This window comes from Myxococcus xanthus (genome assembly GCF_013116825.1).
Classification (GTDB): domain Bacteria; phylum Myxococcota; class Myxococcia; order Myxococcales; family Myxococcaceae; genus Myxococcus; species Myxococcus xanthus_B.
This window is the reverse complement of sequence record NZ_JABFNS010000091.1, coordinates 16,040-38,226: the sequence shown is the minus strand read 5'-3', so window position 1 is coordinate 38,226 and position 22,187 is coordinate 16,040. Positions and strand designations below refer to the sequence as shown.

General features: G+C 68.6%; 22 protein-coding genes and 6 tRNA genes. 24 read left to right on the top strand and 4 right to left on the bottom strand.

The window, feature by feature from the left end; translation table 11 throughout:
- Positions 1-2: 2 nt before the first annotated feature.
- Together HNV26_RS24385 and HNV26_RS24380 are read left to right on the top strand one after the other, a co-directional pair.
- Complete coding sequence (locus tag HNV26_RS24385; RefSeq protein ID WP_436410059.1) at positions 3-1,316, top strand: metallopeptidase family protein; 1,314 nt, start codon at positions 3-5, stop codon at positions 1,314-1,316.
- Between the two features lie 5 nt (positions 1,317-1,321).
- On the top strand, positions 1,322-2,509 hold the full coding sequence (locus tag HNV26_RS24380) for a class I SAM-dependent rRNA methyltransferase (RefSeq protein ID WP_171441323.1): 1,188 nt from the start codon (positions 1,322-1,324) through the stop codon (positions 2,507-2,509).
- Positions 2,510-2,528: 19 nt separating this feature from the next.
- Here HNV26_RS24380 and HNV26_RS24375 read toward each other — a convergent pair whose 3' ends face one another.
- Both HNV26_RS24375 and HNV26_RS24370 read right to left on the bottom strand, forming a co-directional pair.
- Positions 2,529-3,026, bottom strand: a complete 498-nt coding sequence (locus HNV26_RS24375) for a caib/baif family protein (protein WP_171441322.1) — start codon at positions 3,024-3,026, stop codon at positions 2,529-2,531.
- Positions 3,027-3,042: 16 nt separating this feature from the next.
- On the bottom strand, positions 3,043-3,525 hold the full coding sequence (locus HNV26_RS24370; protein ID WP_090492091.1) for a hypothetical protein: 483 nt from the start codon (positions 3,523-3,525) through the stop codon (positions 3,043-3,045).
- Between the two features lie 130 nt (positions 3,526-3,655).
- Here HNV26_RS24370 and HNV26_RS24365 point away from each other — a divergent pair, with 130 nt between their 5' ends.
- The 4 genes from HNV26_RS24365 to HNV26_RS24350 all read left to right on the top strand — a co-directional run bounded on the left by HNV26_RS24365 (position 3,656) and on the right by HNV26_RS24350 (position 8,351).
- Positions 3,656-5,731 (top strand): ATP-dependent helicase, encoded by a 2,076-nt coding sequence (locus tag HNV26_RS24365; RefSeq protein WP_171441321.1) that lies wholly within the window; start codon positions 3,656-3,658, stop codon positions 5,729-5,731.
- A gap of 212 nt (positions 5,732-5,943) precedes the next feature.
- The gene (rplM, locus tag HNV26_RS24360) at positions 5,944-6,390 is read left to right on the top strand and encodes a 50S ribosomal protein L13 (protein ID WP_026114188.1); all 447 of its coding nucleotides are present in this window, start codon (positions 5,944-5,946) and stop codon (positions 6,388-6,390) included.
- Positions 6,391-6,404: 14 nt separating this feature from the next.
- Positions 6,405-6,806 (top strand): 30S ribosomal protein S9, encoded by a 402-nt coding sequence (gene rpsI, locus HNV26_RS24355; RefSeq protein WP_090491960.1) that lies wholly within the window; start codon positions 6,405-6,407, stop codon positions 6,804-6,806.
- Positions 6,807-6,935: 129 nt separating this feature from the next.
- The gene (locus tag HNV26_RS24350; protein WP_171441320.1) at positions 6,936-8,351 is read left to right on the top strand and encodes a type IV pilus twitching motility protein PilT; all 1,416 of its coding nucleotides are present in this window, start codon (positions 6,936-6,938) and stop codon (positions 8,349-8,351) included.
- 49 nt (positions 8,352-8,400) lie between these two features.
- Here the strand turns inward: HNV26_RS24350 and HNV26_RS24345 are convergent, their stop codons facing one another.
- Positions 8,401-9,138 (bottom strand): hypothetical protein, encoded by a 738-nt coding sequence (locus tag HNV26_RS24345; protein WP_171441319.1) that lies wholly within the window; start codon positions 9,136-9,138, stop codon positions 8,401-8,403.
- Between the two features lie 35 nt (positions 9,139-9,173).
- On the opposite strand from HNV26_RS24345, the gene HNV26_RS24340 reads away from it, so the two are divergent.
- The 13 genes from HNV26_RS24340 (at position 9,174) to HNV26_RS24280 (ending at position 16,769) form a co-directional block, all read left to right on the top strand.
- A complete protein-coding gene (locus HNV26_RS24340; protein ID WP_171441318.1) occupies positions 9,174-9,680 on the top strand; it encodes a regulatory protein RecX in 507 nt (168 codons plus the stop codon).
- Between the two features lie 10 nt (positions 9,681-9,690).
- On the top strand, positions 9,691-10,467 hold the full coding sequence (locus HNV26_RS24335) for an outer membrane protein assembly factor BamD (protein ID WP_171441317.1): 777 nt from the start codon (positions 9,691-9,693) through the stop codon (positions 10,465-10,467).
- Complete coding sequence (locus HNV26_RS24330; RefSeq protein WP_171441316.1) at positions 10,464-11,168, top strand: hypothetical protein; 705 nt, start codon at positions 10,464-10,466, stop codon at positions 11,166-11,168. Before HNV26_RS24335 ends, HNV26_RS24330 begins: the two co-directional genes overlap by 4 nt.
- Before the next feature lie 39 nt (positions 11,169-11,207).
- Positions 11,208-11,930 (top strand): tetratricopeptide repeat protein, encoded by a 723-nt coding sequence (locus HNV26_RS24325; protein ID WP_011552090.1) that lies wholly within the window; start codon positions 11,208-11,210, stop codon positions 11,928-11,930.
- Positions 11,931-11,935: 5 nt separating this feature from the next.
- Entirely contained in the window at positions 11,936-12,874 is a 939-nt protein-coding gene (locus tag HNV26_RS24320; protein WP_140861512.1) for a DUF4388 domain-containing protein, read from the top strand.
- Between the two features lie 55 nt (positions 12,875-12,929).
- Positions 12,930-13,988, top strand: coding sequence for a selenide, water dikinase SelD (selD, locus tag HNV26_RS24315; protein WP_171441315.1), 1,059 nt, complete (start codon positions 12,930-12,932; stop codon positions 13,986-13,988).
- 50 nt (positions 13,989-14,038) lie between these two features.
- The gene (locus tag HNV26_RS24310; RefSeq protein WP_171441314.1) at positions 14,039-14,848 is read left to right on the top strand and encodes an N-acetylmuramoyl-L-alanine amidase family protein; all 810 of its coding nucleotides are present in this window, start codon (positions 14,039-14,041) and stop codon (positions 14,846-14,848) included.
- An 87-nt stretch (positions 14,849-14,935) separates the two neighbouring features.
- The gene (rph, locus tag HNV26_RS24305; protein WP_011552094.1) at positions 14,936-15,649 is read left to right on the top strand and encodes a ribonuclease PH; all 714 of its coding nucleotides are present in this window, start codon (positions 14,936-14,938) and stop codon (positions 15,647-15,649) included.
- Positions 15,646-16,239 (top strand): RdgB/HAM1 family non-canonical purine NTP pyrophosphatase, encoded by a 594-nt coding sequence (gene rdgB, locus HNV26_RS24300; protein WP_171441313.1) that lies wholly within the window; start codon positions 15,646-15,648, stop codon positions 16,237-16,239. The genes rph and rdgB overlap by 4 nt, the downstream gene beginning before the upstream one ends.
- Before the next feature lie 76 nt (positions 16,240-16,315).
- A tRNA-Pro gene (locus HNV26_RS24295) sits at positions 16,316-16,389 on the top strand.
- 36 nt (positions 16,390-16,425) lie between these two features.
- A tRNA-Arg gene (locus tag HNV26_RS24290) sits at positions 16,426-16,499 on the top strand.
- Between the two features lie 99 nt (positions 16,500-16,598).
- Positions 16,599-16,672 (top strand) — tRNA-His (locus HNV26_RS24285).
- 23 nt (positions 16,673-16,695) lie between these two features.
- Positions 16,696-16,769 (top strand) — tRNA-Arg (locus tag HNV26_RS24280).
- An 87-nt stretch (positions 16,770-16,856) separates the two neighbouring features.
- Here the strand turns inward: HNV26_RS24280 and bet are convergent.
- Entirely contained in the window at positions 16,857-17,951 is a 1,095-nt protein-coding gene (gene bet / locus HNV26_RS24275) for a phage recombination protein Bet (protein ID WP_171441312.1), read from the bottom strand.
- 380 nt (positions 17,952-18,331) lie between these two features.
- Here bet and HNV26_RS24270 point away from each other — a divergent pair.
- The 5 genes from HNV26_RS24270 (at position 18,332) to clpX (ending at position 22,116) form a co-directional block, all read left to right on the top strand.
- Positions 18,332-18,404, top strand: a tRNA-Lys gene (locus HNV26_RS24270).
- Positions 18,405-18,508: 104 nt separating this feature from the next.
- Positions 18,509-18,590 (top strand) — tRNA-Leu (locus HNV26_RS24265).
- Positions 18,591-18,696: 106 nt separating this feature from the next.
- Positions 18,697-19,974: a trigger factor gene (gene tig / locus HNV26_RS24260; RefSeq protein ID WP_171441311.1), complete on the top strand. Its 1,278-nt coding sequence runs from the start codon at positions 18,697-18,699 to the stop codon at positions 19,972-19,974.
- A 21-nt stretch (positions 19,975-19,995) separates the two neighbouring features.
- Positions 19,996-20,616 (top strand): ATP-dependent Clp endopeptidase proteolytic subunit ClpP, encoded by a 621-nt coding sequence (gene clpP / locus HNV26_RS24255; protein WP_011552098.1) that lies wholly within the window; start codon positions 19,996-19,998, stop codon positions 20,614-20,616.
- Between the two features lie 216 nt (positions 20,617-20,832).
- Positions 20,833-22,116, top strand: coding sequence for an ATP-dependent Clp protease ATP-binding subunit ClpX (clpX, locus tag HNV26_RS24250; RefSeq protein ID WP_011552099.1), 1,284 nt, complete (start codon positions 20,833-20,835; stop codon positions 22,114-22,116).
- Positions 22,117-22,187: the final 71 nt, after the last annotated feature.

The window sequence follows — 22,187 nt, the reverse complement described above, 5'->3', positions numbered from 1 at the left end:
GGGTGGGTGCCCGGTCGCATCAGCAAGCGGGCGTGTACGTCCCGGCTTCCCGGCCACGGGGTGATGCCGTACCCTGGCGGCCCATGTCGCGGCGCGGCCTGCTCGCCTTCTGCCTCATCATTGCTGCCTGCAAGCGCGGCCCTCCGGCCTTTGAAGCGCCGGATGCGTCCTGTCCGGCCGTGACTCCCCTCAGTGCGCCTGGCGCCGGGGCGCCCTCCGCCAGCGTGCGTCCCGCACCGCCCCCGGAGGACGCCACCCACCGGATGCGGCCGCTGGCCGTGTGTCGCTCGGACGGCGCGGCCCCGCTGGATGCATCGCGTCGCTACTTCGAGGAAGGCCGCTTCGAGGAAGCACTGTCCTGCGCCGCCCAGGCCGCCGCGCTGGAGCCGGACCTGGCCGCCGCCCACGCGGAGCGCGGCGTGGCGCTGGCCGCCCTGGGCCGCGAGCCAGAGGCGCAGCTCGCCTATGCGCGGGCGCTCGCCATCGACCCGGGGGACCCGTCCGCGCTTCTGGGCTCGGCGCACCTGTACGCCGTGCAGCTGTCCTCCACCCGGGAGCGGGACGAACTGGGCGCCCTCTACGCCGAGCGCGGCCTGTCCCAGCCCAACACGCCCCCGGAGCTGATTCCGCACCTCGCGCTGGTGGCCGCCATGGCCTTCAATGACTTGGGACAGGCGGAGTCCTCGCTGGCGCACTCGGCCATCGTCCTCGCGCGCAACCCCGGCAGCCGCGAGGCCCTCTACGAGCGCGCCCTGGCCCTCTTCGAGCTGTGCCGCTTCCGCGAGGCCCGCACCGCCTTCACCAGCCTCGTGGACGACCCGGAGCGGGCCGCGCACGCCCATCACCACCTGGGGCTCCTGTTGGAGCGCGAGGGCAAGTGGAAGCAGGCTCAGGGCCACTTCGACAAGGCGCGCTCGTTGGCGCCGGACGACTTCCCCGAGCCGCCGCTGCCCGCGGAGGAGGACTTCCGCGCCGAGGTGGTGAAGGCCGTCGCCGAGCTGCCCAAGGACATGCGCGGGGACCTGGACGGCGTGCCCGTCACGGCGGAGGAGCTGCCCGCGGACGCGGACCTGCTGGCCAACCAGCCGCCGCTGTCGCCCACGATTCTGGGGCTCTTCCGGGGCCCGCCGCTGGCCGAGCCCTGTGACGGCTCCGAGGTGCCGTGCCGCTCCGTGGTGCTCTACCGCCGCAACCTGGCGCGCGCCGCCCGGACGCCCGAGGAACTTCGCGAGCAGATCCGCGTGACGTTGCTGCACGAAATCGGGCACCTTCGCGGCGAGGACGACGAAGAACTGGCCGCTCGCGGCCTGGAGTGAGCCTGATGCCCCCCCATGCAGCCCTGCCCGTCGCGCGCGTCACCCCCAAGGGGGCGCGCTCGCTGCGGCACTACAATCCCTGGGTGTACCGCACCGAAATCGCCGCCCCGCCCGACGTGAAGGGCGCCGGCGCCGTGGTGCTGGTGGTGGACGCCCAGGGCAATCCCATTGGCCAGGCGCTCTACGCTCGCCGCTCGCCCCTGGCGCTGCGCCTGCTGACGCGCAAGGGGCCCGCCGAGGATCCGGTGGACGACGCCTTCTTCCGCCGCCGCCTGGAGGCCGCCCTGGCGCGCCGGGCGTACCTGTCCGGCCGTGACGGGCTGCGGCTGGTGCACGGCGAGGCGGACCAGCTCCCGGGCCTCTTCGTGGACCGCTACGGGAAGGGCCTCTCGCTCCAGACGCTCTCCGAGGGCATGGACGCGCGCAAGGAGACGCTGGCGAAGATGCTGGTGGAGCTCACCGGCGCCACCCACGTCATGTGCCGGGACGACGCCTCCGGCCGTGACTTCGAGGGCCTGCCCCGCGAGGCGCGCCTGCTGCACGGTGAGGGCGCCGCGCGCTTCACCTACCACGAGGGGGAGAACCGCTTCGAGGTCGACCTCCAGGGCGACATGAAGACGGGCGCCTTCCTGGACCAGGTGGACAACCACCTGCGGGCCGGGGAGCTGGCGCGCGGCGACGCGCTGGACCTCTTCAGCTACCACGGCGGCTTCGCGCTCTCGCTGTCACGCACCTGCACGTCCGTGCTGGCGGTGGAGCAGGATGAGAAGGCCGCCGCGCGCGCCAAGGCCAACGCCGAGGCCAACGGCCGCGCCAACGTCACCGTGGAGAACGCCAACGCCTTCGACGTGCTGCGCCGCTTCGACACCAGCGGGCGCCGCTTCGACACCGTGGTGTTGGACCCGCCCGGACTGGCCAAGCGCCGCGAGGGCCTGGCCACCGCGCTGCGCGCCTACCACGAGCTGAACCTGCGCGCCTTCCGCTGCCTCAAGCCGGACGGGTTGCTCGTCACCTGCTCCTGCTCCGGCAAGCTGGACCGCGCCGCCTTCGAGGAGATGGTGCTGGCGGCCGCCGCGGATGCGAAGCGGCCGGTGCAGATTCTGGAGCGGCGGGGCGCGGGGCTGGACCACCCGGTGCTGGCCGGGCTTCCGGAGACGGAGTACCTGAAGGCCCTCTACGTGCGCGCCCTCTAGCGAGGGGAGGGGCTGGGGCCTATGGAATCCCCAGCTCCTTGCGCAGCCGGCCCACGATTTTGAAGTACTCCGTCCGTGGGAAGGGGACGTTGAGGATGTGGAAGTCCTTCTTCGCCAGGCCCACGCAGCCGAAGCAGTAGTTGCAGTCCTGCAGGTTGCGGCACAGGACCAGGTACGCGCTGGAGGAGCAGTTTTCGCTCTGGACGCAGTACGCGCAGGCGTTGCAGCTCTTGCAGTCCACGCAGTGCGAGCAGTTGTTGCACAGCTCGCACCGGGTGCAGTGCGTGCACGAGAAGCAGCTGTCGCAGTCCTTGCAGAACATGCAGTTGGCGCAGCGCTGACAGCCCTCGCACGCGTAGGAGCCGGGGTTGCCCGGGTCGGACGCGAAGCCCTTGGCCAGCTTCTGGAACTGCTCCAGGAACTCCCGCTTGCCCAGGGTGGACACCAGCTCCCGCGCCGCCTTCTCCTGCGCGACCTGGTCCGTCTTGTCGGGCCGCGTTCCTTTGTCCTTCACCACCTGGGACACTCCTTCATCAGTTCGGACCGGGCCTCAGGCGAGCCAGTCCCGCAAGGTCGATGCCGCGCGCCACCCGGCGCACCTCCACCGTACCCGGAAATCCCCGGCTGGTGACGGCAACCACGTAGCGCCCCCCCACAAGGAGGTTCGCTTCGGCCACGGACTCCTCCGCGTCGTACCGCACGAAGCCCACGGCGTCGTCCAGGTGGATGGGGGCGGACGGGTCACTGGCCACCTTGCCCCGGGAGCGGTCGGCGGCCTCCTGGATGGCCTTGCCAATGCGCTCGCCCATGGTGGTGTCCACGATGCGCACCTTCACCTCGCGTCCCTCACCCCGGGTGTAGAGCCGCTCGGCCTCGGAGACGGACACCTCGCCGTACTTCCCGGTGGAGCCCTGGGTGTGCGCCACGGTGAAGCCGTCCAGCCGTTCTGGAAGGAAGGGCGCCAGTTGCTTGAAGTACACGCAGGGCGCGCTCGCCGCCGACACCACGGGTTCCACCTCCGGGGACGCGCCGGGCTCGCCGAGGCATCCGGTGGTGCCCAGGACGAATGCGAGAAGAGCGCCAGAGCGCCTGGGGAAAAAAGAGTCGCGCACGAACGAATCAAAGGGTATCCCCGCCCCGCGCGCAATGGACCTCTCGAAGCTCAATCCTCCGCAGCGCGAGGCCGTGGTGACCCTGGAGGGACCGCTCCTCGTGCTGGCAGGCGCAGGCAGCGGCAAGACTCGCGTCATCACCCACCGCATCGTCCACCTGCTCAACGAGCGGCCGGGCCTCATCATGGCCCGCAACATCCTGGCGGTGACCTTCACCAACAAGGCCGCCACGGAGATGAAGGAGCGCCTGGTCCACATGGCGGGACCTCGGGCGCAGGGCGTGCTGGTGTGCACCTTCCACGCCTTTGGCGCGGAGATGCTCCGCGAGGACATCCACCGGCTGGGGTGGCCCAAGAAGTTCGCCATCGCCGACATGGGCGACCAGCTGGCCAACATCCGGCGCGCCATGCGCGAGCACAAAATCGACGACCGCTCGTTCGACGCGCGCAAGGTGCTCAACCTCATCTCCAAGGCGAAGAACTCCGGCAAGGCGCCGGAGCCCAAGCCGGAGGGGATTGGGGATGACTACGACCTCATCACCCACATGGTGTACCCGGACTATCAGCTGTCGCTGAAGGCGCAGGGGTCGGTGGACTTCGACGACCTGCTGCTGCTGCCCGCGCGCCTCCTGCGCGAGCACCCGGACCTCTACGAGAAGTACACCAAGCGCTTCCGCTACCTGCTGGTGGACGAGTTCCAGGACACCAACACCGCGCAGCTGGAGCTGCTGAAGCTGCTGGCGGGCCGCTCCCGCAACGTGTGCGCGGTGGGTGACGACGACCAGTGCATCTATTCGTGGCGGGGCGCGGAGGTGCGCAACATCCTCGACTTCGACCGCCTCTTCCCGGGAGGGAAGGAGGTCCGGCTGGAGCAGAACTACCGCTCCGTCCAGACGGTGCTGGACGCGGCCAACGCCGTCATCGCCAAGAACCCCGAGCGCAAGGCCAAGCAGATGTGGACCGACCGCACGGGGGGCACGAAGGTGAAGGTGGTGACGTGTCCCAACGACGAAGAGGAGGCCCGCTTCGTCGCGCACGAAATCCAGAAGCACATGGCCCTGGGCATCTCCGCGGACGACATCGCCGTGCTCTACCGGACCAACGGCCAGTCCCGCCCCATCGAGGAGACGCTGCGGGAGAAGAACATCGGCTACGAGGTGGTGGGCGGCAGCGAGTTCTTCGACCGGCGCGAGGTGAAGGACGTCATCGCGTACTTCAAGGTCATCGTGAACAAGCTGGACGAAATCTCGCTCCTGCGCATCGTCAACGTGCCCTCGCGCGGCATTGGCGACGTGACGATGGAGCGCCTCAACGTCCACGCGCGGGGCGAGGGCGTCACGCTGTGGACGGTGATGAAGAAGGCCACCGACTACGAGGACCTGCCGCCCGGGGCCGGGGCCCGGGTGATGGAGTTCGTGGACCTGGTGGAGCGCTACCGCGCCGCGTATGAGCACGGCCAGCTGGCCAACGTGACGCGCAAGCTGCTGGAGGAGATTGGCTTTCGCGAGGCCACCCGCGCCCACGCCACCAGCGCCACCGCCGCGGACAAGAAGCTCAAGGGCGTGGACGGCGTGCTCAACTCGCTGGAGAACTTCGAGAAGCGCGAGGGCCCCAAGGCCAGCCTGCCCACGTACCTCAACCGCCTGAGCCTGGACACCCGGCAGGAGGAAGAGGAGGTGCCGGGCGCCAACCGCCGCGTCACCCTGATGACGGTGCACGCCTCCAAGGGCCTGGAGTACCGGCTCGTCTTCTTCATCGGCATGGAGGAGGACCTGATGCCCCACGGAGGCATGCAGGGCGAGGCGCAGAACCTCGAGGAGGAGCGGCGCCTCTGCTACGTGGGCATCACCCGCGCCAAGGAGGTCCTCTACCTCACCCGCGCGGCCACCCGCGTGAAGCGCGGCAAGGAGGTGCCCCGCACGCCCTCGCGCTTCCTGGAGGACCTGCCGCCGGAGGTGATTGAGGTCGTGGAGCTGGACGCGCCGCGTCAGGGGCCTCCCACCACGGAGGAGAAGAACTTCTTCGCCAACTTGAAGGAGCGCTTCAAGAAACCCGCGATTCCGGGAACGCCTCCGGGTGGCACCGGGCCGTCTGGAGGAGCAGCCAGGTAGGTGCCGCCTCCTGAAGGGGGCGTCCTGGCGGGCGTGATCGGGGAATCCGGACGTCTGGTGCGGTGTGACCTTGACTTGATCCGCCACACCCACTAGGACGGTCGGCCTTTCCGGGCCTCCGTGAAGTTTCACGGTCGACCCGCGGTTGATTAAGCACGAGCAGCGGTCCCTGGAATGCACACGGCGGCCGCGAGAAGTCTGGAGTGCACGAAATGTCGCAGAAGACCTACAGCGCGAAGGCTGGGGACATCAAGCGCCAGTGGCACGTCGTTGACGTGTCCGACAAGGTGCTGGGCCGCGCGGCGAGCCAGATTGCCACCCTGCTGAAGGGCAAGCACAAGGCCATCTACACGCCGTCCATTGACACGGGCGACCACGTGGTCGTCATCAACGCCGAAAAGGTGAAGGTGACGGGCACGAAGGAGCAGGACAAGATGTACTACCGGCACCCGAACGCGGGTTTCCCGGGCGCCCTGAAGATCACCAACCTGGAGAAGCTCCGCCAGCGTCACCCTGAGGACATCATCATCAACGCCGTGCGGCGCATGCTTCCGCGCAACGCGCTCGGCCGCCAGATGATGACGAAGCTGAAGGTCTACGCAGGTGACACGCACCCGCACGCGGCCCAGAAGCCTGCCGCGTTCGAGGTCGAGGCGTAAGGGAGATAACGTCCATGCCCATCAACCAAGAGCTCGGTTTCTACGCCACCGGCCGCCGCAAGGAGGCCACCGCCCGCGTCTGGATTCGTCCTGGCACTGGCCTTGTCACCATCAACGGCCGCGAGCTGAACGAGTACTTCGGCCGTGAGACGTCCAAGATGGTCCTCAACCAGCCCCTCGAGATCCTCGAGCAGAAGGGCAAGGTTGACGTGACGGTCAACGTCAAGGGTGGCGGTCTCTCCGGCCAGGCCGGCGCCATCCGTCACGGCATCGCCCGTGCGCTGTGCTCCTTCAACCCGGAGTTCCGTCCGGCGCTGAAGAAGGCCGGCTTCCTCACCCGCGATGCTCGCGCGGTCGAGCGCAAGAAGTACGGCCAGCCGGGCGCGCGTCGCCGGTTCCAGTTCTCCAAGCGCTAAGCCACTCGGCAGCTGGGTTGTTCCCACACGGCGGGGGTCCTCATCCGAGGGCCTCCGCCGATGTGTTTTCGGGGTCCATCACGCCCCATCGCATGCGCGCGCGAGCGTCTGGTAGGATTTGCGCCGCTCATGGAACTCAACGAGATCCTCCAGATCGCCCTGCGCGGCGGTGCCTCCGACATTCATCTCAAGGCAGGCCTGCCGCCCATGTTCCGCGTGGACGGTTCGCTGGTTCCGCTGAAGGACGGCCGCCGCCTCCCTCCCGAGGAGGTGGCGCGCATGGCCTTCGGCATCATGAACGAGTTCCAGAAGGAGAAGTTCAAGGGGAGCAACGAGGTGGACCTGGCCTATGGCGTGCCGGGGCTCGGGCGCTTCCGCGTGAACGTCTTCCAGCAGCGTGGCACCGTGGGCGCCGTGCTGCGTGTCATCCCCTTCAAGGTGATGACCATCCAGGACCTGTTGCTGCCCCAGATTCTCGCCAAGATTTGCGGTGAGGAGCGCGGCCTGGTGCTGGTGACGGGCACCACGGGCTCCGGCAAGTCCACCACGCTGGCGGCGATGATCGACCACATCAACGCCAACGAGACCAGCCACATCATGACGATTGAGGACCCCATCGAGTTCCTCATTCGCGACAAGCGCTCCATCGTGAACCAGCGCGAGGTGGGCGTGGACACGATGACCTTCGCGCAGGCGCTCAAGAGCGCGCTGCGGCAGGACCCGGACGTCATCCTCGTGGGCGAAATGCGTGACCACGAAACCATCGAAACGGCGCTTCACGCCGCGGAGACGGGCCACCTGGTGATGTCCACGCTGCACACGTTGGACGCGACGGAGACCATCAACCGCATCGTCTCCGCCTTCCCGCCGCACCAGCAGAAGCAGGTGCGCCTCCAGTTGGCCAGCGTGCTCAAGGCCGTGGTGTCCCAGCGTCTGGTGCCGCGCGCGGACGGCAAGGGCCGCGTGGCCGCCGTGGAAGTGCTGCGCGTCACGGCCCGCGTCCGCGAGATGATTGAAGACAAGGACCGTACGAAGGAGATCCACGACGCCATCGCCCAGGGCACGGACACGTACGGGATGCAGACCTTCGACCAGTCGCTGATGAGCCTGGTGCGGCAGGGGCTCGTCACCTACGAGGAGGCCCATCGGCAGGCCACCAACCCGGACGACTTCGCGCTGCGCTTCTCCGGCATCAGCGGCACGTCCGACTCCAAGTGGGACAACTTCGATTCGAAGCCCGGGGAGTCGCGGCCCATTCCAGGCTCGTCCGCCTTCGCGCAGAAGGGGGCTCCCACGGCTGTCGCGGCGCCGCAGGCCGCGCCCGCTCCGGCGCCCATGGCGCAGCCCATGCGTCCGGGGGCTCCGGCAGCCCAGCAGATGCGCCCGGGGGGGCCGCCGCCGCAGGCCCTGCGTCCGGGGGCTCCAGCCGGCGCGCCGGTGGGGCGCCCCATGGCGTCTCCCGCCGCGCGCCCGCCAGCGCCCGCTCCGGCCCCGGCACCCGCCGCGGCAGGTGGGGACGACGACTTCCAGATCGAGCGCTTCTAGAGGCTCGCGGCGCCCACCCGGGAAGGGCAGGGCGCCCGTGCCGCGGTTGCTACGCGTCGTCCTCGCCCAGCAGGGCCCGCAGGCGGGACAAGCGGATGGGGCCGATGAGGCCCTCCTTGGACAGCGCCTGGAGCAGCTGCGCGGTCGCCTGCACCTTGGCCTCCTGCTCCTCCTCGGGCCGGTCCACCACCTCCGCGTCGAGCACGGCCTCCATGTGCTCCGGGTTGATGGGCGCGGGCCCTTCCGACCACGCGATGTCGAAGAGGGCGCGGGCCATGCCCTCACGCACCTTCCGCTCCGCGTCGTTGGCGGAGGCCTTCACGAACGTGAGGAAGAGCGCGTCCACCGCCTCCTTGGTGAGCGCGGCCAGCGCGGGCACTTCGCCCAGCGCCTCCTTCACGTATTCGCTGTCGAACGCGTCCACGTCCTGCTCGTAGCCGAAGGCCTCCTCCAGGAGGATGGAGGCCAGGAACGCGTCCGTCTCCTCCGGACTGGCGCCTTCCTCGGCCAGGGCCTCGCGGGCCTTCTTCGTGGGCTCCGCCAGGGTGGCGTCCTGGTCCAGCGCGCGGACCGCGGCGTGGGCCGCCAGCAGCACCAGCGAAGCCTGGGCGTCGGTGGACAGGGTGCGGCCGCCCACGCCCAGCAGCACGGACTTGTGCTTGGGGTTCGCGGAGGCGGCGTCGGTGAAGGCCTGCTCTTCCACAGAGAGGTCTCCGCCCGACTGCTGCTTGAGGAGCGTCTCCCGAGCGGCATCGGCGGCGAGGAAGCGGGCGAGTACGGGGTGCATGGCCGGGCCTGTTACCACATGCTAGGTATCCCGCCATGCATCCGGAGGACGAAGGGCCCGACGCTGTTCGCCGTGCCACGGACGCGTGCCTGAAGCTCCTGTCCATGCGCGGGCGCAGTCGCCGCGAGCTGGAGCAGGCCCTGGCCCGGAAGGGCTTCACCGAAGCGGTGTGCGAGGCCGCGCTCGCCCGCGTGAAGGCTTGGGGCTACCTGGACGACGAACGCTTCGCACGCGAGCGCGCCACCCTGCTCCTGGGCCGAGGCCGGCTGGGGCCGGAGGCGGTGGCCCACCGGCTGCGGGCGCACGGGCTGGAGGAGGGGACGGCCCAGCAGGCCATCTCCGAGGCCCGTGACGCGGTGTCCTTCGACGCGCTGGCCACGGCGCGGGCGGTGCTGGAGAAGCGGGGGCTGCTCGGCCGCCCGCTGGCGGCCAGGGAGCGTGCCCGCGCAGGTCGGCTCCTGGACAGCCGGGGCTTCTCGGAGGACGTCATCTACCGGCTGCTCGGAGAAGCTTCGCTGGACCCCTCGGGGCCGGAGGAATAGCGTGGTGGAGATGCGTTCCGCCGTCGCCTTTCTGTCCGCCTTCCTGCTGTTCGGTACCGGGTGTGCGTCCCTCACGCAGGGCCAGGCCGGTGAGCCTGACTATGCCGCCGTCGCAGATGAAAACCTGCGGCTCGGCTCCGAGGCCCTGGAGAATAAGGACTTCTTCCGCGCCCAGAAGTACTTCGAGTACGTCCGGACGAAGTTCCCGTACCAGGAGGCCGCCCGCGAGGCCGAGCTGAAGCTGGCCGACGTGGACTTCGAGCGCGAAGCCTTCCCCGAGGCCAAGGAGCAGTACCAGGCCTTCATCAAGCTCTACCCCACGCACGCCAAGGTGGACTACGCCGCGTTCCGCTCCGCGATGACCCACGTGCGGGCCTACCCCTCCGAGTTCTTCGCCCTCCCGCCGTCCCGCGAGAAGGACCAGGGCGAAATCCGCTCCGCGCTGGTGGCCATGGAGGAGTTCCTGCGCCAGTACCCCCAGTCTCAGTACGTGGCGGAGGCGAAGACGCAGCGGGAGGACGCTCGGCGCCGGCTCGCCTCGCACGAGCTGTACGCGGCCCAGTTCTATCAGAAGCGTGAGCGCTGGAAGGCCGTGGCCCAGCGCCTGGAAGGGCTGCTGCGCCGCTACCCGGGCACGGAGTACGAGGAGGAGGCCCTCTTCGACCTGCACGAGGCGTACGTGAAGCTGAATGACACGCAGAAGGCGCAGGACACGCTGCGCCAGGTGCTGCGTCGGCTGCCGGGCACGCCCGCCGCGGAGCGCGCCCAGCGTATGCTGGGCTCGTGAGAACGACCCAGGACTGGAGCCGCTTCGGTGGCGGCATCATCGTCATCCTGGCGCTGGTCGCCACCCTGGCCCTGTTCGTTCCACGCTTCCTGGGCGCCGCGGCCGGCCCCGAGCTGGAAATCATCACCGCGCTCAAGGCGACGGAGTCCAGCGGCCTGTCGCTGCCCGTCCCCGGCGCGCCGGGGCCCCTGACGTCCCGGCAGCACCGCTTCGCCCGCATCACCGTCAACGTGGCGCCCGGAGGTCAGCGGGCGGAGGCGCAGGCCACGCTCGACTTCGAGGGCGCCCTGGGCGACACCCGGGTGGGCACGGCGGGCGTGGAGCGGGTACCCTTCGTGGTGCGAAACGGGTCCTGGGTGCCGGAGACGACGGCGGCGCCCCGGCTCCAGGCGGTGGTGACGGCCCTGGAGTCCCGCCGCAGGGCGCTGCAGGCGGCGGACGCGGAGTCCCTGGGGCGGCTGGCGGGGCCGGGCACGCCCGGAGTGGGCGGGCCGGAGTGGGAGCAATTGCGTCAGGTTCGGGCGCGGGGTTACCAGGCGGAAGCGTGGTACGTCCGGCTGGAGCGGGACGAGGCGGTGGTGACGGAGCATTGGCGCCTTCAGGGGGCGCTGCCGGCGCGGCCGGTGGATACCCGGGGCCAGCGGCAACTCTCGTTGTCGCTCAGCGGTGATGAATTCTTGTTTTCTCCCAGCCTCATGTAGGCTGGACGTCTCGGAGGCAGGGCCCTGGCGGGCCGATTCATGGACGAGCCCCTCAAGCAGCTACTGACCCTCGGGCGCGGCTACTTCGAGAAGAAGCAGTACGCGCAGGCCGAGCAATACCTCGCGAAGATCGTCGAGCAGAATCCGACGTTCGCGGACGTATTCAACATGCTCGGCATCATCTACCACGACCAGGGGCAGTTCGCCCGGGCGCAGCGCGCGTTCGAATCCGCGCTGAAGCTCAACCCCGCCTATACCGAGGCGGCGCTCAACCTGGCCGTCATCTACAACGACATGGGGAAGTACGCCGAGGCGAAGGAGGTCTACCAGGCCGCCCTCTCTCAGCAGAAATCCGGCCCGGACGAGCTGGACCCCTACGTGGAGAAGAAGATCGCCAACATGTACGGCGAGATTGGCGACGTCTTCGCCTCCAGCGGCGTGTGGGCCAAGGCCATCGAGGAGTACCGGCGCGCGCTCGCGCTGTGTCCTCAGTTCGTGGACATCCGTCTCAAGCTGGGCAACGCCCTGCGCGACGCGGGGGACAACGCGGCGGCCCTCATCGAATACGAGCAGGTCATCGCCCAGAACCCGGCTTTCATTCCGGGACACATCCAGTATGGAGTCGCGCTGTACTCGGCCGGGCGGCGGGCGGAGGCGGTGCAGGTCTGGGAGGACGTGCTGGTGCGCAGCCCCGGTAACAAGAGCGCGCAGATGTACCTCAACCTGGTGAAGGACCCCGGCAAGGCGGAGCAGGCTGGCTGACGACCATGGACACCCAAAAGACCTACGCCCTCAAGTTCATCTCAGGGAAGTACCAGGGCGGCGAATTCCCGCTGAAGGCGGACAAGCACATCGTCATCGGCCGCTCCAGTGAGCTGGACATGGTGCTCGTGGAGGACATGGTCTCCCGCAAGCACGCGCGTATCAGCTTCTCCGATGGGAGCATCACCATCGAGGACCTGGGCTCCACCAACGGCACCTTCGTCAACGGTGAGAAGGTGAAGCAGTCCCGCCTGAAGGAAGGGGACCGCATCCTCATTGGCACGTCCATCCTCAAGCTGGTGCATCAGGGCGCCGAGGGCGCCAGCGTGGATGAGGGCACCGCCCGCCTGAAGCTGGAGGAGGCCGCCGCGGCCCAGGCCGCGCGGACCACCAACAAGGCCAGCTCCATGACGGGGAAGATCGAGGAGATTCCCCTCCCGGACCTGCTCCAGCTGTTCCACACGTCCAAGAAGAACGGCGTGCTGGTGGTGCAGCGCAGCGACCAGGAAGGGCGCATCTACCTGCGCCAGGGCCGCGTGTACTACGCCGTCATCGGAGAGAACCACAACCTGGGGCCGCAGAAGAGCTTCAACCGCATCATCACCTGGGAAGAGGGCGACTTCGAGCTGCGCCCGGCGGAGAACCAGGAGTTCATGGTGGAGCTGGACTCGTCCACCGAGGCGCTCCTCATGGACGCGCTCCGCCAACTGGACGAAATCAAGCGCCTGCAGCCGAGCCTCCCGACGGCGGATGCCTCGCTGGCGCTGGCCTCGCCGCTGACGCCGCCGCTCAAGGAGCTGGCGCCGGAGCTGCTGGACGTGCTGCAACTGGTGCACAACTACGGCACCCTGAACGCGGTGATGGACCACGCGGACGCGGACGACGTCGTCACCGCCGAGGCCGTGGTGCAGCTGCTCAAGCGGGACTACATCCGAGCGGCCTGAGCGGTGAACGGGCCGGGCCCTTCGGGGCCCGTGTCGGGACGGCGGGGAGCGGGTCATGGCGGAGAAGAAGACGGGCAAGGCGAAGCGCCTCACCGAGATGAGCCACTGCGCGGGCTGCGCGGCGAAGCTGCGGGCCTCGGACCTGGCGCAGGTGCTGGGAGGGCTGAAGTCCACGAAGGGCCCCCAGGCGCTGGTGGGGTTCTCCACGAATGACGACGCGGCCGTGTACCGGCTGGCGCCTGGCATGGCGGTGGTGGAGACGGTGGACTTCTTCCCACCGGTGGTGGACGACCCGTTCCAGTTCGGCGCCATCGCCGCGGCGAACGCGCTGTCGGACATCTACGCCATGGGCGCGCGGCCCCTCTTCGCGCTCAACCTGGTGTGCTTCCCGGACGAGCTCCCGCTGAAGGTGCTGTCGAAAATCCTGGCGGGCGGCCAGTCCAAGGCGGACGAGGCCGGCATCCCCATCCTGGGCGGCCACAGCATCCGGGACTCCGAGCCGAAGTTCGGCATGGCCGTCACCGGCGTGGTGCACCCGAAGAAGGTGCTCACCAACGCGGGCGCGAAGCCGGGGGACGTGCTCTTCCTCACCAAGCCGCTGGGCTCGGGCATCGCCACCACCGCCATCAAGCGGGGCGTGGCGTCCAAGCAGCTGGCGAAGCGGGCGCTGGGCGTGATGACGACGCTCAACCGCGCCGCCGGCGAGGTGTTCGCCTCCGGGAAGTTCAAGGTGAACGCCCTCACGGACGTGACGGGCTACGGCCTGTTGGGGCACCTGCTGGAGATGATGACCGCGGCGAAGGTGCGCGCCACGCTGGACCTGGAGCGCATCCCGCTCATCGCCGAGGTGCCCGCGCTGGCGGAGGACGGCGTGGTGCCCGGCGGTACGAAGTCGAACCTCGCCCACGTCCACAAGAAGGTCCGCTTCCCCGAAGGACTGCCCGAGTGCATCCAGTGGGTGCTCGCGGACGCGCAGACCAACGGCGGCCTCCTGGCCAGCGTCCCCGCACGTCAGGCGCTCAAGGCGCTCAAGGCGCTGGAGGCTGCCGGCGTGGACGCGGCGCTGATTGGTGAAGTCCAGGCGGGGAAGCCGGGCATCGACGTGGTGGGCTGAGGCCCGGATTTCGCTCTGGCGGCCGGGCTCCGCTAGCATGCGGCCCCAGCATGCCGTCGCCGCGCCGCCCCCTCCTCGGCCTCCTGTCCCTGCTCTGGCTGCTCCCCGTCATCGCCGGGGCGGCGGAGCGTCCCGCGCGCATCATCATCGACCCGGGACACGGTGGCGCGAAGGAGGGCGCCAGGGGCCCCGGCAAGCTGCGGGAGAAGGACGTCGCGCTCCAGATTTCGCTCCGCCTCCGGGACAAGCTCGAGGCCGCGGGGGGCGACGTGTTCCTGACGCGCGAGCACGACACGCTGGTGTCGCTGACGGAGCGCGTGGCGTGGACCAATGACCACGCGCCCGACCTCTTCATCTCCATCCACGCCAACTCCATGCCCACGAAGCGGATGCGCGCGCGCACCGAGGGTGTGGAGACGTACTTCCTGTCCGCCAGCGCCTCCGGCGACGCCGCGCTCGCCGTGGCGGACCGGGAGAACGCGGAGGCGCCCATGTCGCGCGCCGCGCGGACGGACTCCACGCTGGCCTTCATCCTCCAGGACCTGGCGCGCACGGAGGCGCACGCGGATTCCTCGCGCCTGGCCTACGCCATCCACCCGCGCCTCGTGCGCGGCACCCGCGCGGTGAACCGGGGCGTGCAGCAGGCGCCCTTCTTCGTCCTCTCCGGCGTGGAGTGCCCGGCCGTCCTCGTGGAGGTGGGCTACATCTCCCATCCCGTGGAGGGACCTCGGCTGGCCCGGCCGGAGTACCAGGAGAAGCTGGCCGAGGCGATTACCGAGGGCGTGCTGGCCTTCCTCAAGGAGACGCGCCGCCGGGACGCCGCCCGGGGGACCGAGGTGGCGGGCCCCGTGTCGCCCTGAGTGCAACGGCGCCAAGGCAATCGACACCCGCGCGGCGTGGCTCTGGTAGAGAAGGGGACGCTCGTCCTCATTTCCCAGGAGCCTGCTGTGCGTTCCTTTCAACGTGGTGCGCTGGACCTTCGCCCCGTCGTCCTCACCCCCGGTGTCTCCCGTTACGCGGAGGGCTCGGTGCAGGTGGAGTTCGGCCACACCAAGGTGCTCGTCACCTGCTCCACGGAGGAGCGCGTTCCGCCGCACCTGATGGGCAAGGGCTCCGGCTGGGTGACGGCGGAGTACGGCATGTTGCCGCGCGCCACGCACTCGCGGAACCAGCGTGAGTCCGCCAAGGGCAAGCAGACGGGCCGCACCATGGAAATCCAGCGGCTCATCGGCCGCTCCCTGCGCGCCGCGGTGGACCTGTCCACCCTGGGGCCTCGCACCCTGACGCTGGACTGTGACGTGCTCCAGGCGGACGGCGGCACCCGCACCGCTTCCATCACCGGGGCCTACGTGGCGCTGGTGCTGGCGCTGCGCTCGCTGCAGAAGGCTGGAACCATCTCCAAGCTGCCCAAGCTGACGCCGCTGGCGGCCGTGTCCGTGGGCATCGTCAAGGGCGAGGTCCGGGTGGACCTGGACTACGACGAGGACTCCACCGCGGATGTGGACCTGAACCTGGTGGCCACCGCGGACGGCCGCATGGTGGAGCTGCAGGGGACGGCGGAGCACCAGCTCTTCGACCGCAAGGCCCTGGACGCCATGGTGGACGGCGGGCTGGCCGCCATCCAGAAGCTGACCGCCGCGCAGGCGCAGGTGCTGGGATGACGGTGAAGCCCCGGCTGCTCTTCGCCACGTCCAACCAGGGCAAGCTGCGCGAGCTGCGCGGCCTCGTCGGAGACTCGGTGGAGGTGGTGTCCCTGGCGGACCTTCCTCCCGTGCCCGAGCCCGTGGAGGACGGCGCCACGTTCGAGGAGAACGCCGTGAAGAAGGCCCGCGCCTATGCGGACGCCACGGGGATGCTCACCCTGGCGGATGACTCCGGGCTGTGCGTGGACGCGCTGGGCGGCAGGCCCGGTGTGCAGTCCGCGCGCTATGCCCCGGGGGATGACCGGGCCCGTTACGAGAAGCTGCTGTCCGAGCTGGCCGGCGTGCCCGACGCGCAGCGCACCGCCTCCTTCCGCTGCGCGCTGGCGCTGGTGGGGCCCGGAGGAGGGGAGGCGAAGGTGGAGGTGGGGCAGTGCCATGGCCGTATCGGCCATGCTCCGAAGGGGAGCCATGGTTTCGGCTATGACCCCGTCTTCATCCTCCCGGGCGGCGACCGCGCCCTGGCGGAGCTGACGCCGGAGGAGAAGTCGGCCATTTCCCACCGGGGGAAGGCCTTCCAGAAGATGAAGCCCCACCTGCTGGGCTTGTAGCCGTCCGGAATACGAGGCCGTCAGTCACGTCGGCCTTGCGCGTCCGTTCGGGATGGTTCAACAATGCCGGACTTCTCGGGGCGTAGCGCAGCCTGGTAGCGCACCTGCCTTGGGCGCAGGGGGTCGGAGGTTCGAATCCTCTCGCCCCGACTTGAAGTGCAGCATCGGAAGCAGGCGGCCCGGCCAGCTCCAGTAGCTCAGCTGGATAGAGCACCGGCCTTCTAAGCCGGGGGTCGCAGGTTCGAGCCCTGCCTGGGGCGCTAACCTGGCCGTAAGTCGTATTTGGGCCTTGTCAGGGTCCTGGTTTCCAAGGTAGGGAAGCCGCCGCTTCAAACGCCGTTCGCGGTAAAGCTGTAACGGCGGCCATAGCTCAACTGGTTAGAGCGCCGGACTGTGACTCCGGAGGTTGCCGGTTCGATCCCGGTTGGCCGCCCTTCTTTACCCGCCCTCGAAATTGCGTTCGTAGCTCAACTGGATAGAGCACCGGGCTTCGAACCCGGGGGTTGGGGGTTCAAGTCCCTCCGAGCGCGCACCTTCCAGCAGGTTGAAGCAGGAACGCCCCCGCCACTTTCGTAGCGGGGGCGCCCCCTCACAGCCTGACGGTTTCCTGCCCAGCGTCACGCATCGTGGGCCGCGCCGTTGCCGCCGCCCTTCGACGCCGGCACCCGGCAGCGCAGCTCCGTCTCCGCCTCCAACGCCAGCAGGTTCTCCCGCATGGCCTTCGCCCAGCGCGCCCGGGGCTGCTCCATCAGCTTCTCGTTGGCCAGGTCGATGGACTCGCTCAGCTCGTCGTCAGAGAGCTCGGAGGCCGTCTTCCCCTTGTGGGGGCCGAACGCCACCACCACGGCGCTCGGCTTGGGGCGTGGCGCCGCGGGCTCCGGACTGGCGGCCGGCGCCGCCTCCTGGGTGGGCTCGCGGGCCTGCTTGGGCTGGAGCGGCACGTCGATGTCCAACTGCGCAGCGGCGGCCTGGGGTGCGCGCGGCTCCTGGGGCGCCAGCGGCGGGAAGGACGCCTTGAGGGGGCCGGGCTTGGAGCCCAGTACCTCGTAGGGGCCGCTGCCGTGCTCGTCCGAATGTGACTCGTAGTCCTCGGCGGGCATCTCCTCCCGCACATAGAGTCCGCCGAAGGCCTCCGGGTACGCCTTGCGCAGGGCCGCAACGCGGGCGCACTTCTCAATCATGGTGGTGGGAATCTTGGACCACAGCGGCGTCTGCTGGACGTAGCCGCTGAAGTCCAGCCACACCACCACCGGCAGCTTGTCCTCGCGCACCACGCGCGACCAGGCGCCCACCAGCGCGCCCTTTCGTTTGGCGGGGTTGAAGCGGTGCACCACCTCGCCTCGGCCCTGGTCCACGACGATGTCGTCCTCGGCGAACACCGCGCTCGCCTGGATGCCCTTGAAGTCCGGGAAGCGCTCGGCGCGCGCGAGCATTCCGGCCTCGGAGGGTTGGAACTCGTACTTCGTCACCCAGTTGGGCCGCTCGCGGTTGCCGGCGTTCTGCCGGCGCGCCACGCAGAAGGCCTCCTTGAGGAGCGGGTCCAGGCCACTGCGCTTGCACTGCTCGATGAAGAGGGCGAACTCGTCCTCGCTGATGCCGCGAGGGCAGATGGTCCGCTTCACGAGCTCCACGCGCTCCCGTGTCCACCCGGCGTGCTGGCCACCCTGGCCGGCCGCCGTTCCTTCCGCCTTCTGTTGGGGGTTGGCTTCCATCTCTGTCTTCTCCTGCTACGTCCTGCGCGAAAAGGGCGGACGACCTCCGTCCGCCCGCATGGTTGCCGCGGGGTGCTCGGTGCTCTCGAGGTGACGGACCGCGAGCCATCACACGCTCGCCGTCCCGCCAGGCTGGGACGAACAGCGTGCTACGGCCATGTTGAACATCGGAGTGGGGCGCTCGCTTCACAGGCCTGCGTCGCGCTCCGGGCCCGGCTGAAGGGCATGCGGACCGGCATCGACTCCGGAAAGCACCGGAGACGAATCGCCACGGACAGGAATGAAGGGGGGCGTGAAAAAACGTTTTGACACAGCAGGCGGCGTTCTGTAGTTACCGCCGCCACCTGGACGCCGCGCAGGCGGCGGACCGGGGCAGTGCCGGGAGCGTAGCTCAATTGGCAGAGCAATGGACTCTTAATCCATAGGTTGTGGGTTCGATTCCCTCCGCTCTCACTGTGAGGCCCCTCCAGAAATGGAGGGGCCTTTTTGTTTTTCCGGCCCCTGCCGTCACGCGGACGTTTCGCGGTAAGACGGTGCAGTGCACGACGGCGCAACCCGGGCGGGTGGCGAAACTGGTAGACGCGCCAGACTTAGGATCTGGTACCGCAAGGTGTGAGGGTTCGAGTCCCTCCTCGCCCATTTCGCGTTGACCCGTTCGTGCCTATCCCCTAAAGGCGCACGTCCCACTTTTCCGGCACCGCCCGAAACGACTGATTGTCTGGCGGCGGTGGCGAGCGAGGCCCGCATGAAGGTCCAGGTCGAAGAGCTTTCTCCCACTGAGAAGAAGCTCTCCATCGAGGTCGACAATGCCCGCGTGGCGGAGGAGCTTTCCCGCGCGTACTCCAACCTGGGCCGCCAGGTGCGGCTGCCGGGGTTCCGTCAGGGCAAGGTGCCTCGTCGCATCCTGGAGCAGCGCTTCCGTGACCAGGTGGAGGACGAGGTCATCCAGCGCGTGGTGCAGAGCGCGTACGTGGAGGCCATCCGCGAGCACAAGGTGGAGGTCGTCGCCACGCCGCAGGTGACCAACTCCGGCCTCAAGCCCAACACCCCGTTCACCTTCGAGGCTCGCGTCGAGGTGAAGCCCAAGGTGGAGGCCAAGGACTACGTCGAGCTGCCGCTGACGAAGTCCGACACCGCCGTCACCGACGAGCAGGTGAACGAGCAGCTGGAGCGCATGCGCCAGTCGATGGCCCGCCTGGAGCCCGTCACCGACCGCGACACCGCAGCCTCCGGCGACTACGCCACCGTGGACTTCGACGCCACCGTGGATGGCCAGCCGTTCACGGGCAGCAAGGCGGAGGGCATCACCGTGCAGGTGCAGCCCGGTGAGCTGGTGGAGTCCAAGATTGCCGCGCTGGAGGGCGTGAAGGTCGGCGAGTCCAAGGACATCGACTACGCCTTCCCGCAGGAGTACCGCGTGGAAGAGGTGCGCGGAAAGACGGCGCGCTTCCACCTCACGCTCAAGGGCGTGCAGAAGGAAATCGTCCCCGAGCTGAACGACGACTTCGCCAAGCAGACGGGCGTCGCCCAGTCCATGGACGAGCTGCGCACCAAGCTCCGTGAGGACATGGAGAAGGCGCGCAAGTCCCAGGTGGAGGGTGAGGAGCGCGAGGCGCTGATGAAGGCGCTGCTGGAGCGCAACACCTTCGACGTGCCCCGCGCCATGGTGGAGCGGGCCATGGACTCCATGCTGCGCGGCGCGCTGCAGCAGCTCCAGCGCTCCGGTGTGGACCCCCGCCAGTTGAACCTGGACTTCAACCGGCTGCGCGAGGACATGCGCGAGAAGGCCCTCCAGGAAGTGAAGGGCACGCTGCTCTTCGAGTCCATCGCTCAGAAGGAGGGCATCCAGGCCTCCGACGCGGACGTGGACGCCCGCATCGAGCAGCTCGCCAACGAGGCGGGCCAGCCGGTCGCCGTGGTGCAGAAGTACTTCAAGGGCGCCGACGAGCGGCTCGGGTTGTCTCTCCGACTCCGGGAGGAAAAGACGATTGAATTCCTGAGGAGCCGGGCGAAGTATTCGTAAGGTTCCCTCACCGAGGTCGACATGCCCTTCATGCCCGTTCCCTACGTCATCGAGCAGACCCACCGGGGTGAGCGCTCGTACGACATCTACAGCCGGCTCCTGAAGGACCGCATCGTGATGCTGGGCACGGAGATCGACGATGACGTGGCGAACGTCATCGTCGCCCAGCTGCTGTTCCTGGAGTCGGAAGACCCGGACAAGGACATCAACCTCTACATCAACTCGCCGGGTGGCTCGGTGACGGCGGGCCTCGCCATCTACGACACCATGCAGTACGTGAAGTGTCCGGTGTCCACCATCTGCGTCGGGCAGGCGGCCTCCATGGGGGCCGTCCTCCTGCTCGCGGGTGCCAAGGGCAAGCGTTACGCCCTGCCGTCCAGCCGCATCATGATTCACCAGCCGTTGGGTGGTGTGCGCGGTCAGGCAACGGACATTGAAATCCAGGCGAAGGAAATCCTCCGGATGAAGGCGAAGCTCAACGAGCTCATCGTCAAGCACACCGGACAGTCCATCGAGCGTGTCGAGAAGGACACGGACCGCGACTACTTCATGGGCGCGTCCGAGGCGAAGGCCTACGGCATCATCGATGAGATCCAGAATCCCCGGAAGGTCGTGGGACTGGGCAAGGAAGAGAAGAAGTAGGCGGATTGCCGGGGCCTCGGCGCCTCGGCTGGCAGCCGGAGCCGCGGGAATGCGCCCCCGCGACTCCGGCTTTCTGCTTTCTGCGTCACGGCACAGGTCCTGTTAAGTACCCGGAAGGCGCGTGGACGTTCCGGACGGGGGCTGACTAGATTGGTCCGAGCCAGGAACGGGGTGGAGTTCGGGGGCGGGGGCCTTTCAGGCGCAGCGAGGGACGAAATGGCGGGCAAGAACGTGGAGAAGCGAGACAACCAGACCCTCTGCTGCTCCTTCTGTGGAAAGTCACAGAAGGAGGTCAAGAAGCTCATCGCGGGGCCGACGGTCTACATCTGCGACGAGTGCATCGGGCTGTGCAACGACATCATCGCGGAGGAGATCGACCGCGAGGAGACGAAGGACACGAAGCTGCGCATCCCCCGGCCCTCCGAAATCAAGGCGGTCCTGGACGAGTACGTGATTGGGCAGGAGCGGGCGAAGAAGACGCTCTCCGTCGCCGTGCACAACCACTACAAGCGCATCGAGTCCAAGGTCGCGATGGAGGACGTGGAGCTCCAGAAGAGCAACATCCTTCTCCTGGGGCCTACCGGTAGCGGCAAGACGCTGCTCGCGCAGACGCTGGCGCGCATCCTCAACGTGCCCTTTACCATCGCCGACGCGACGTGCCTCACCGAGGCCGGCTACGTGGGCGAGGACGTGGAGAACATCATCGTCAACCTGCTGCAGGCCGCCGACCACGACATCGAGCGGGCCCAGCGCGGCATCGTCTACATCGACGAAATCGACAAGATCGCGCGCAAGTCGGAGAACCCCTCCATCACCCGCGACGTCAGCGGCGAGGGCGTTCAGCAGGCGCTGCTCAAGCTCATCGAAGGCACGGTGGCCAATGTCCCGCCCAAGGGTGGCCGCAAGCACCCGCAGCAGGAGTTCCTGCAGGTGGACACCACCAACATCCTCTTCATCTGCGGCGGCGCCTTCGGCGGGCTGGACCAGGTGATTGAGCGGCGCATGGGCGGCCGCAGCCTGGGCTTTGGCGCGGACGTGCAGTCCAAGAAGCAACGCAGCCTCACGGAGCTGCTCAAGCACGTGGAGCCGGAGGACCTGCTGAAGTTCGGCATGATTCCGGAGTTCATCGGCCGCCTGCCCATCATCACCGCGCTGGAGGAGCTGGATGAGGCTGCCCTCATCAACATCCTCAACCAGCCGAAGAACGCGCTCACCAAGCAGTACCGCAAGCTCTTCGAACTGGACGGGGTGACGCTGAAGTTCACCGACGGCGCCCTCAAGGCCATTGCCAACGAGGCCATCCGCCGCAAGGCGGGCGCCCGTGGCCTGCGCTCCATCCTGGAGTCGGCCATGCTGGACGTGATGTACGAAATCCCGTCCCGCAAGACGGCCCGCGAGGTGCTCATCTCCGAGGAAGTGATTCTCAAGAAGAGCGAGCCGGTGGTGCTGCACGCCCAGCCGGAGAAGGAAGCGGCCGAGCCGAAGAAGGAATCCGCCTGACGCCTGGGCCCCTGCCGGGGGCCCGGTGTTGTCTGGTTGACGGGGCGCGTCACGGAACCACCTGGTGTGGT

Coding starts and splice junctions, on each gene's coding strand:
- HNV26_RS24335 (WP_171441317.1), top strand. CDS start 9,691: ATGCGTTCCGCCGTCGCCTTTCTGTCCGCCTTCCTGCTGTTCGGTACC.
- rpsI (WP_090491960.1), top strand. CDS start 6,405: ATGCCCATCAACCAAGAGCTCGGTTTCTACGCCACCGGCCGCCGCAAG.
- HNV26_RS24310 (WP_171441314.1), top strand. CDS start 14,039: ATGCCGTCGCCGCGCCGCCCCCTCCTCGGCCTCCTGTCCCTGCTCTGG.
- clpX (WP_011552099.1), top strand. CDS start 20,833: ATGGCGGGCAAGAACGTGGAGAAGCGAGACAACCAGACCCTCTGCTGC.
- selD (WP_171441315.1), top strand. CDS start 12,930: ATGGCGGAGAAGAAGACGGGCAAGGCGAAGCGCCTCACCGAGATGAGC.
- rplM (WP_026114188.1), top strand. CDS start 5,944: ATGTCGCAGAAGACCTACAGCGCGAAGGCTGGGGACATCAAGCGCCAG.
- bet (WP_171441312.1), bottom strand. CDS start 17,951: ATGGAAGCCAACCCCCAACAGAAGGCGGAAGGAACGGCGGCCGGCCAG.
- rdgB (WP_171441313.1), top strand. CDS start 15,646: ATGACGGTGAAGCCCCGGCTGCTCTTCGCCACGTCCAACCAGGGCAAG.
- HNV26_RS24320 (WP_140861512.1), top strand. CDS start 11,936: ATGGACACCCAAAAGACCTACGCCCTCAAGTTCATCTCAGGGAAGTAC.
- tig (WP_171441311.1), top strand. CDS start 18,697: ATGAAGGTCCAGGTCGAAGAGCTTTCTCCCACTGAGAAGAAGCTCTCC.
- HNV26_RS24350 (WP_171441320.1), top strand. CDS start 6,936: ATGGAACTCAACGAGATCCTCCAGATCGCCCTGCGCGGCGGTGCCTCC.
- HNV26_RS24325 (WP_011552090.1), top strand. CDS start 11,208: ATGGACGAGCCCCTCAAGCAGCTACTGACCCTCGGGCGCGGCTACTTC.
- HNV26_RS24380 (WP_171441323.1), top strand. CDS start 1,322: ATGCCCCCCCATGCAGCCCTGCCCGTCGCGCGCGTCACCCCCAAGGGG.
- HNV26_RS24340 (WP_171441318.1), top strand. CDS start 9,174: ATGCATCCGGAGGACGAAGGGCCCGACGCTGTTCGCCGTGCCACGGAC.
- HNV26_RS24365 (WP_171441321.1), top strand. CDS start 3,656: ATGGACCTCTCGAAGCTCAATCCTCCGCAGCGCGAGGCCGTGGTGACC.
- HNV26_RS24345 (WP_171441319.1), bottom strand. CDS start 9,138: ATGCACCCCGTACTCGCCCGCTTCCTCGCCGCCGATGCCGCTCGGGAG.
- clpP (WP_011552098.1), top strand. CDS start 19,996: ATGCCCTTCATGCCCGTTCCCTACGTCATCGAGCAGACCCACCGGGGT.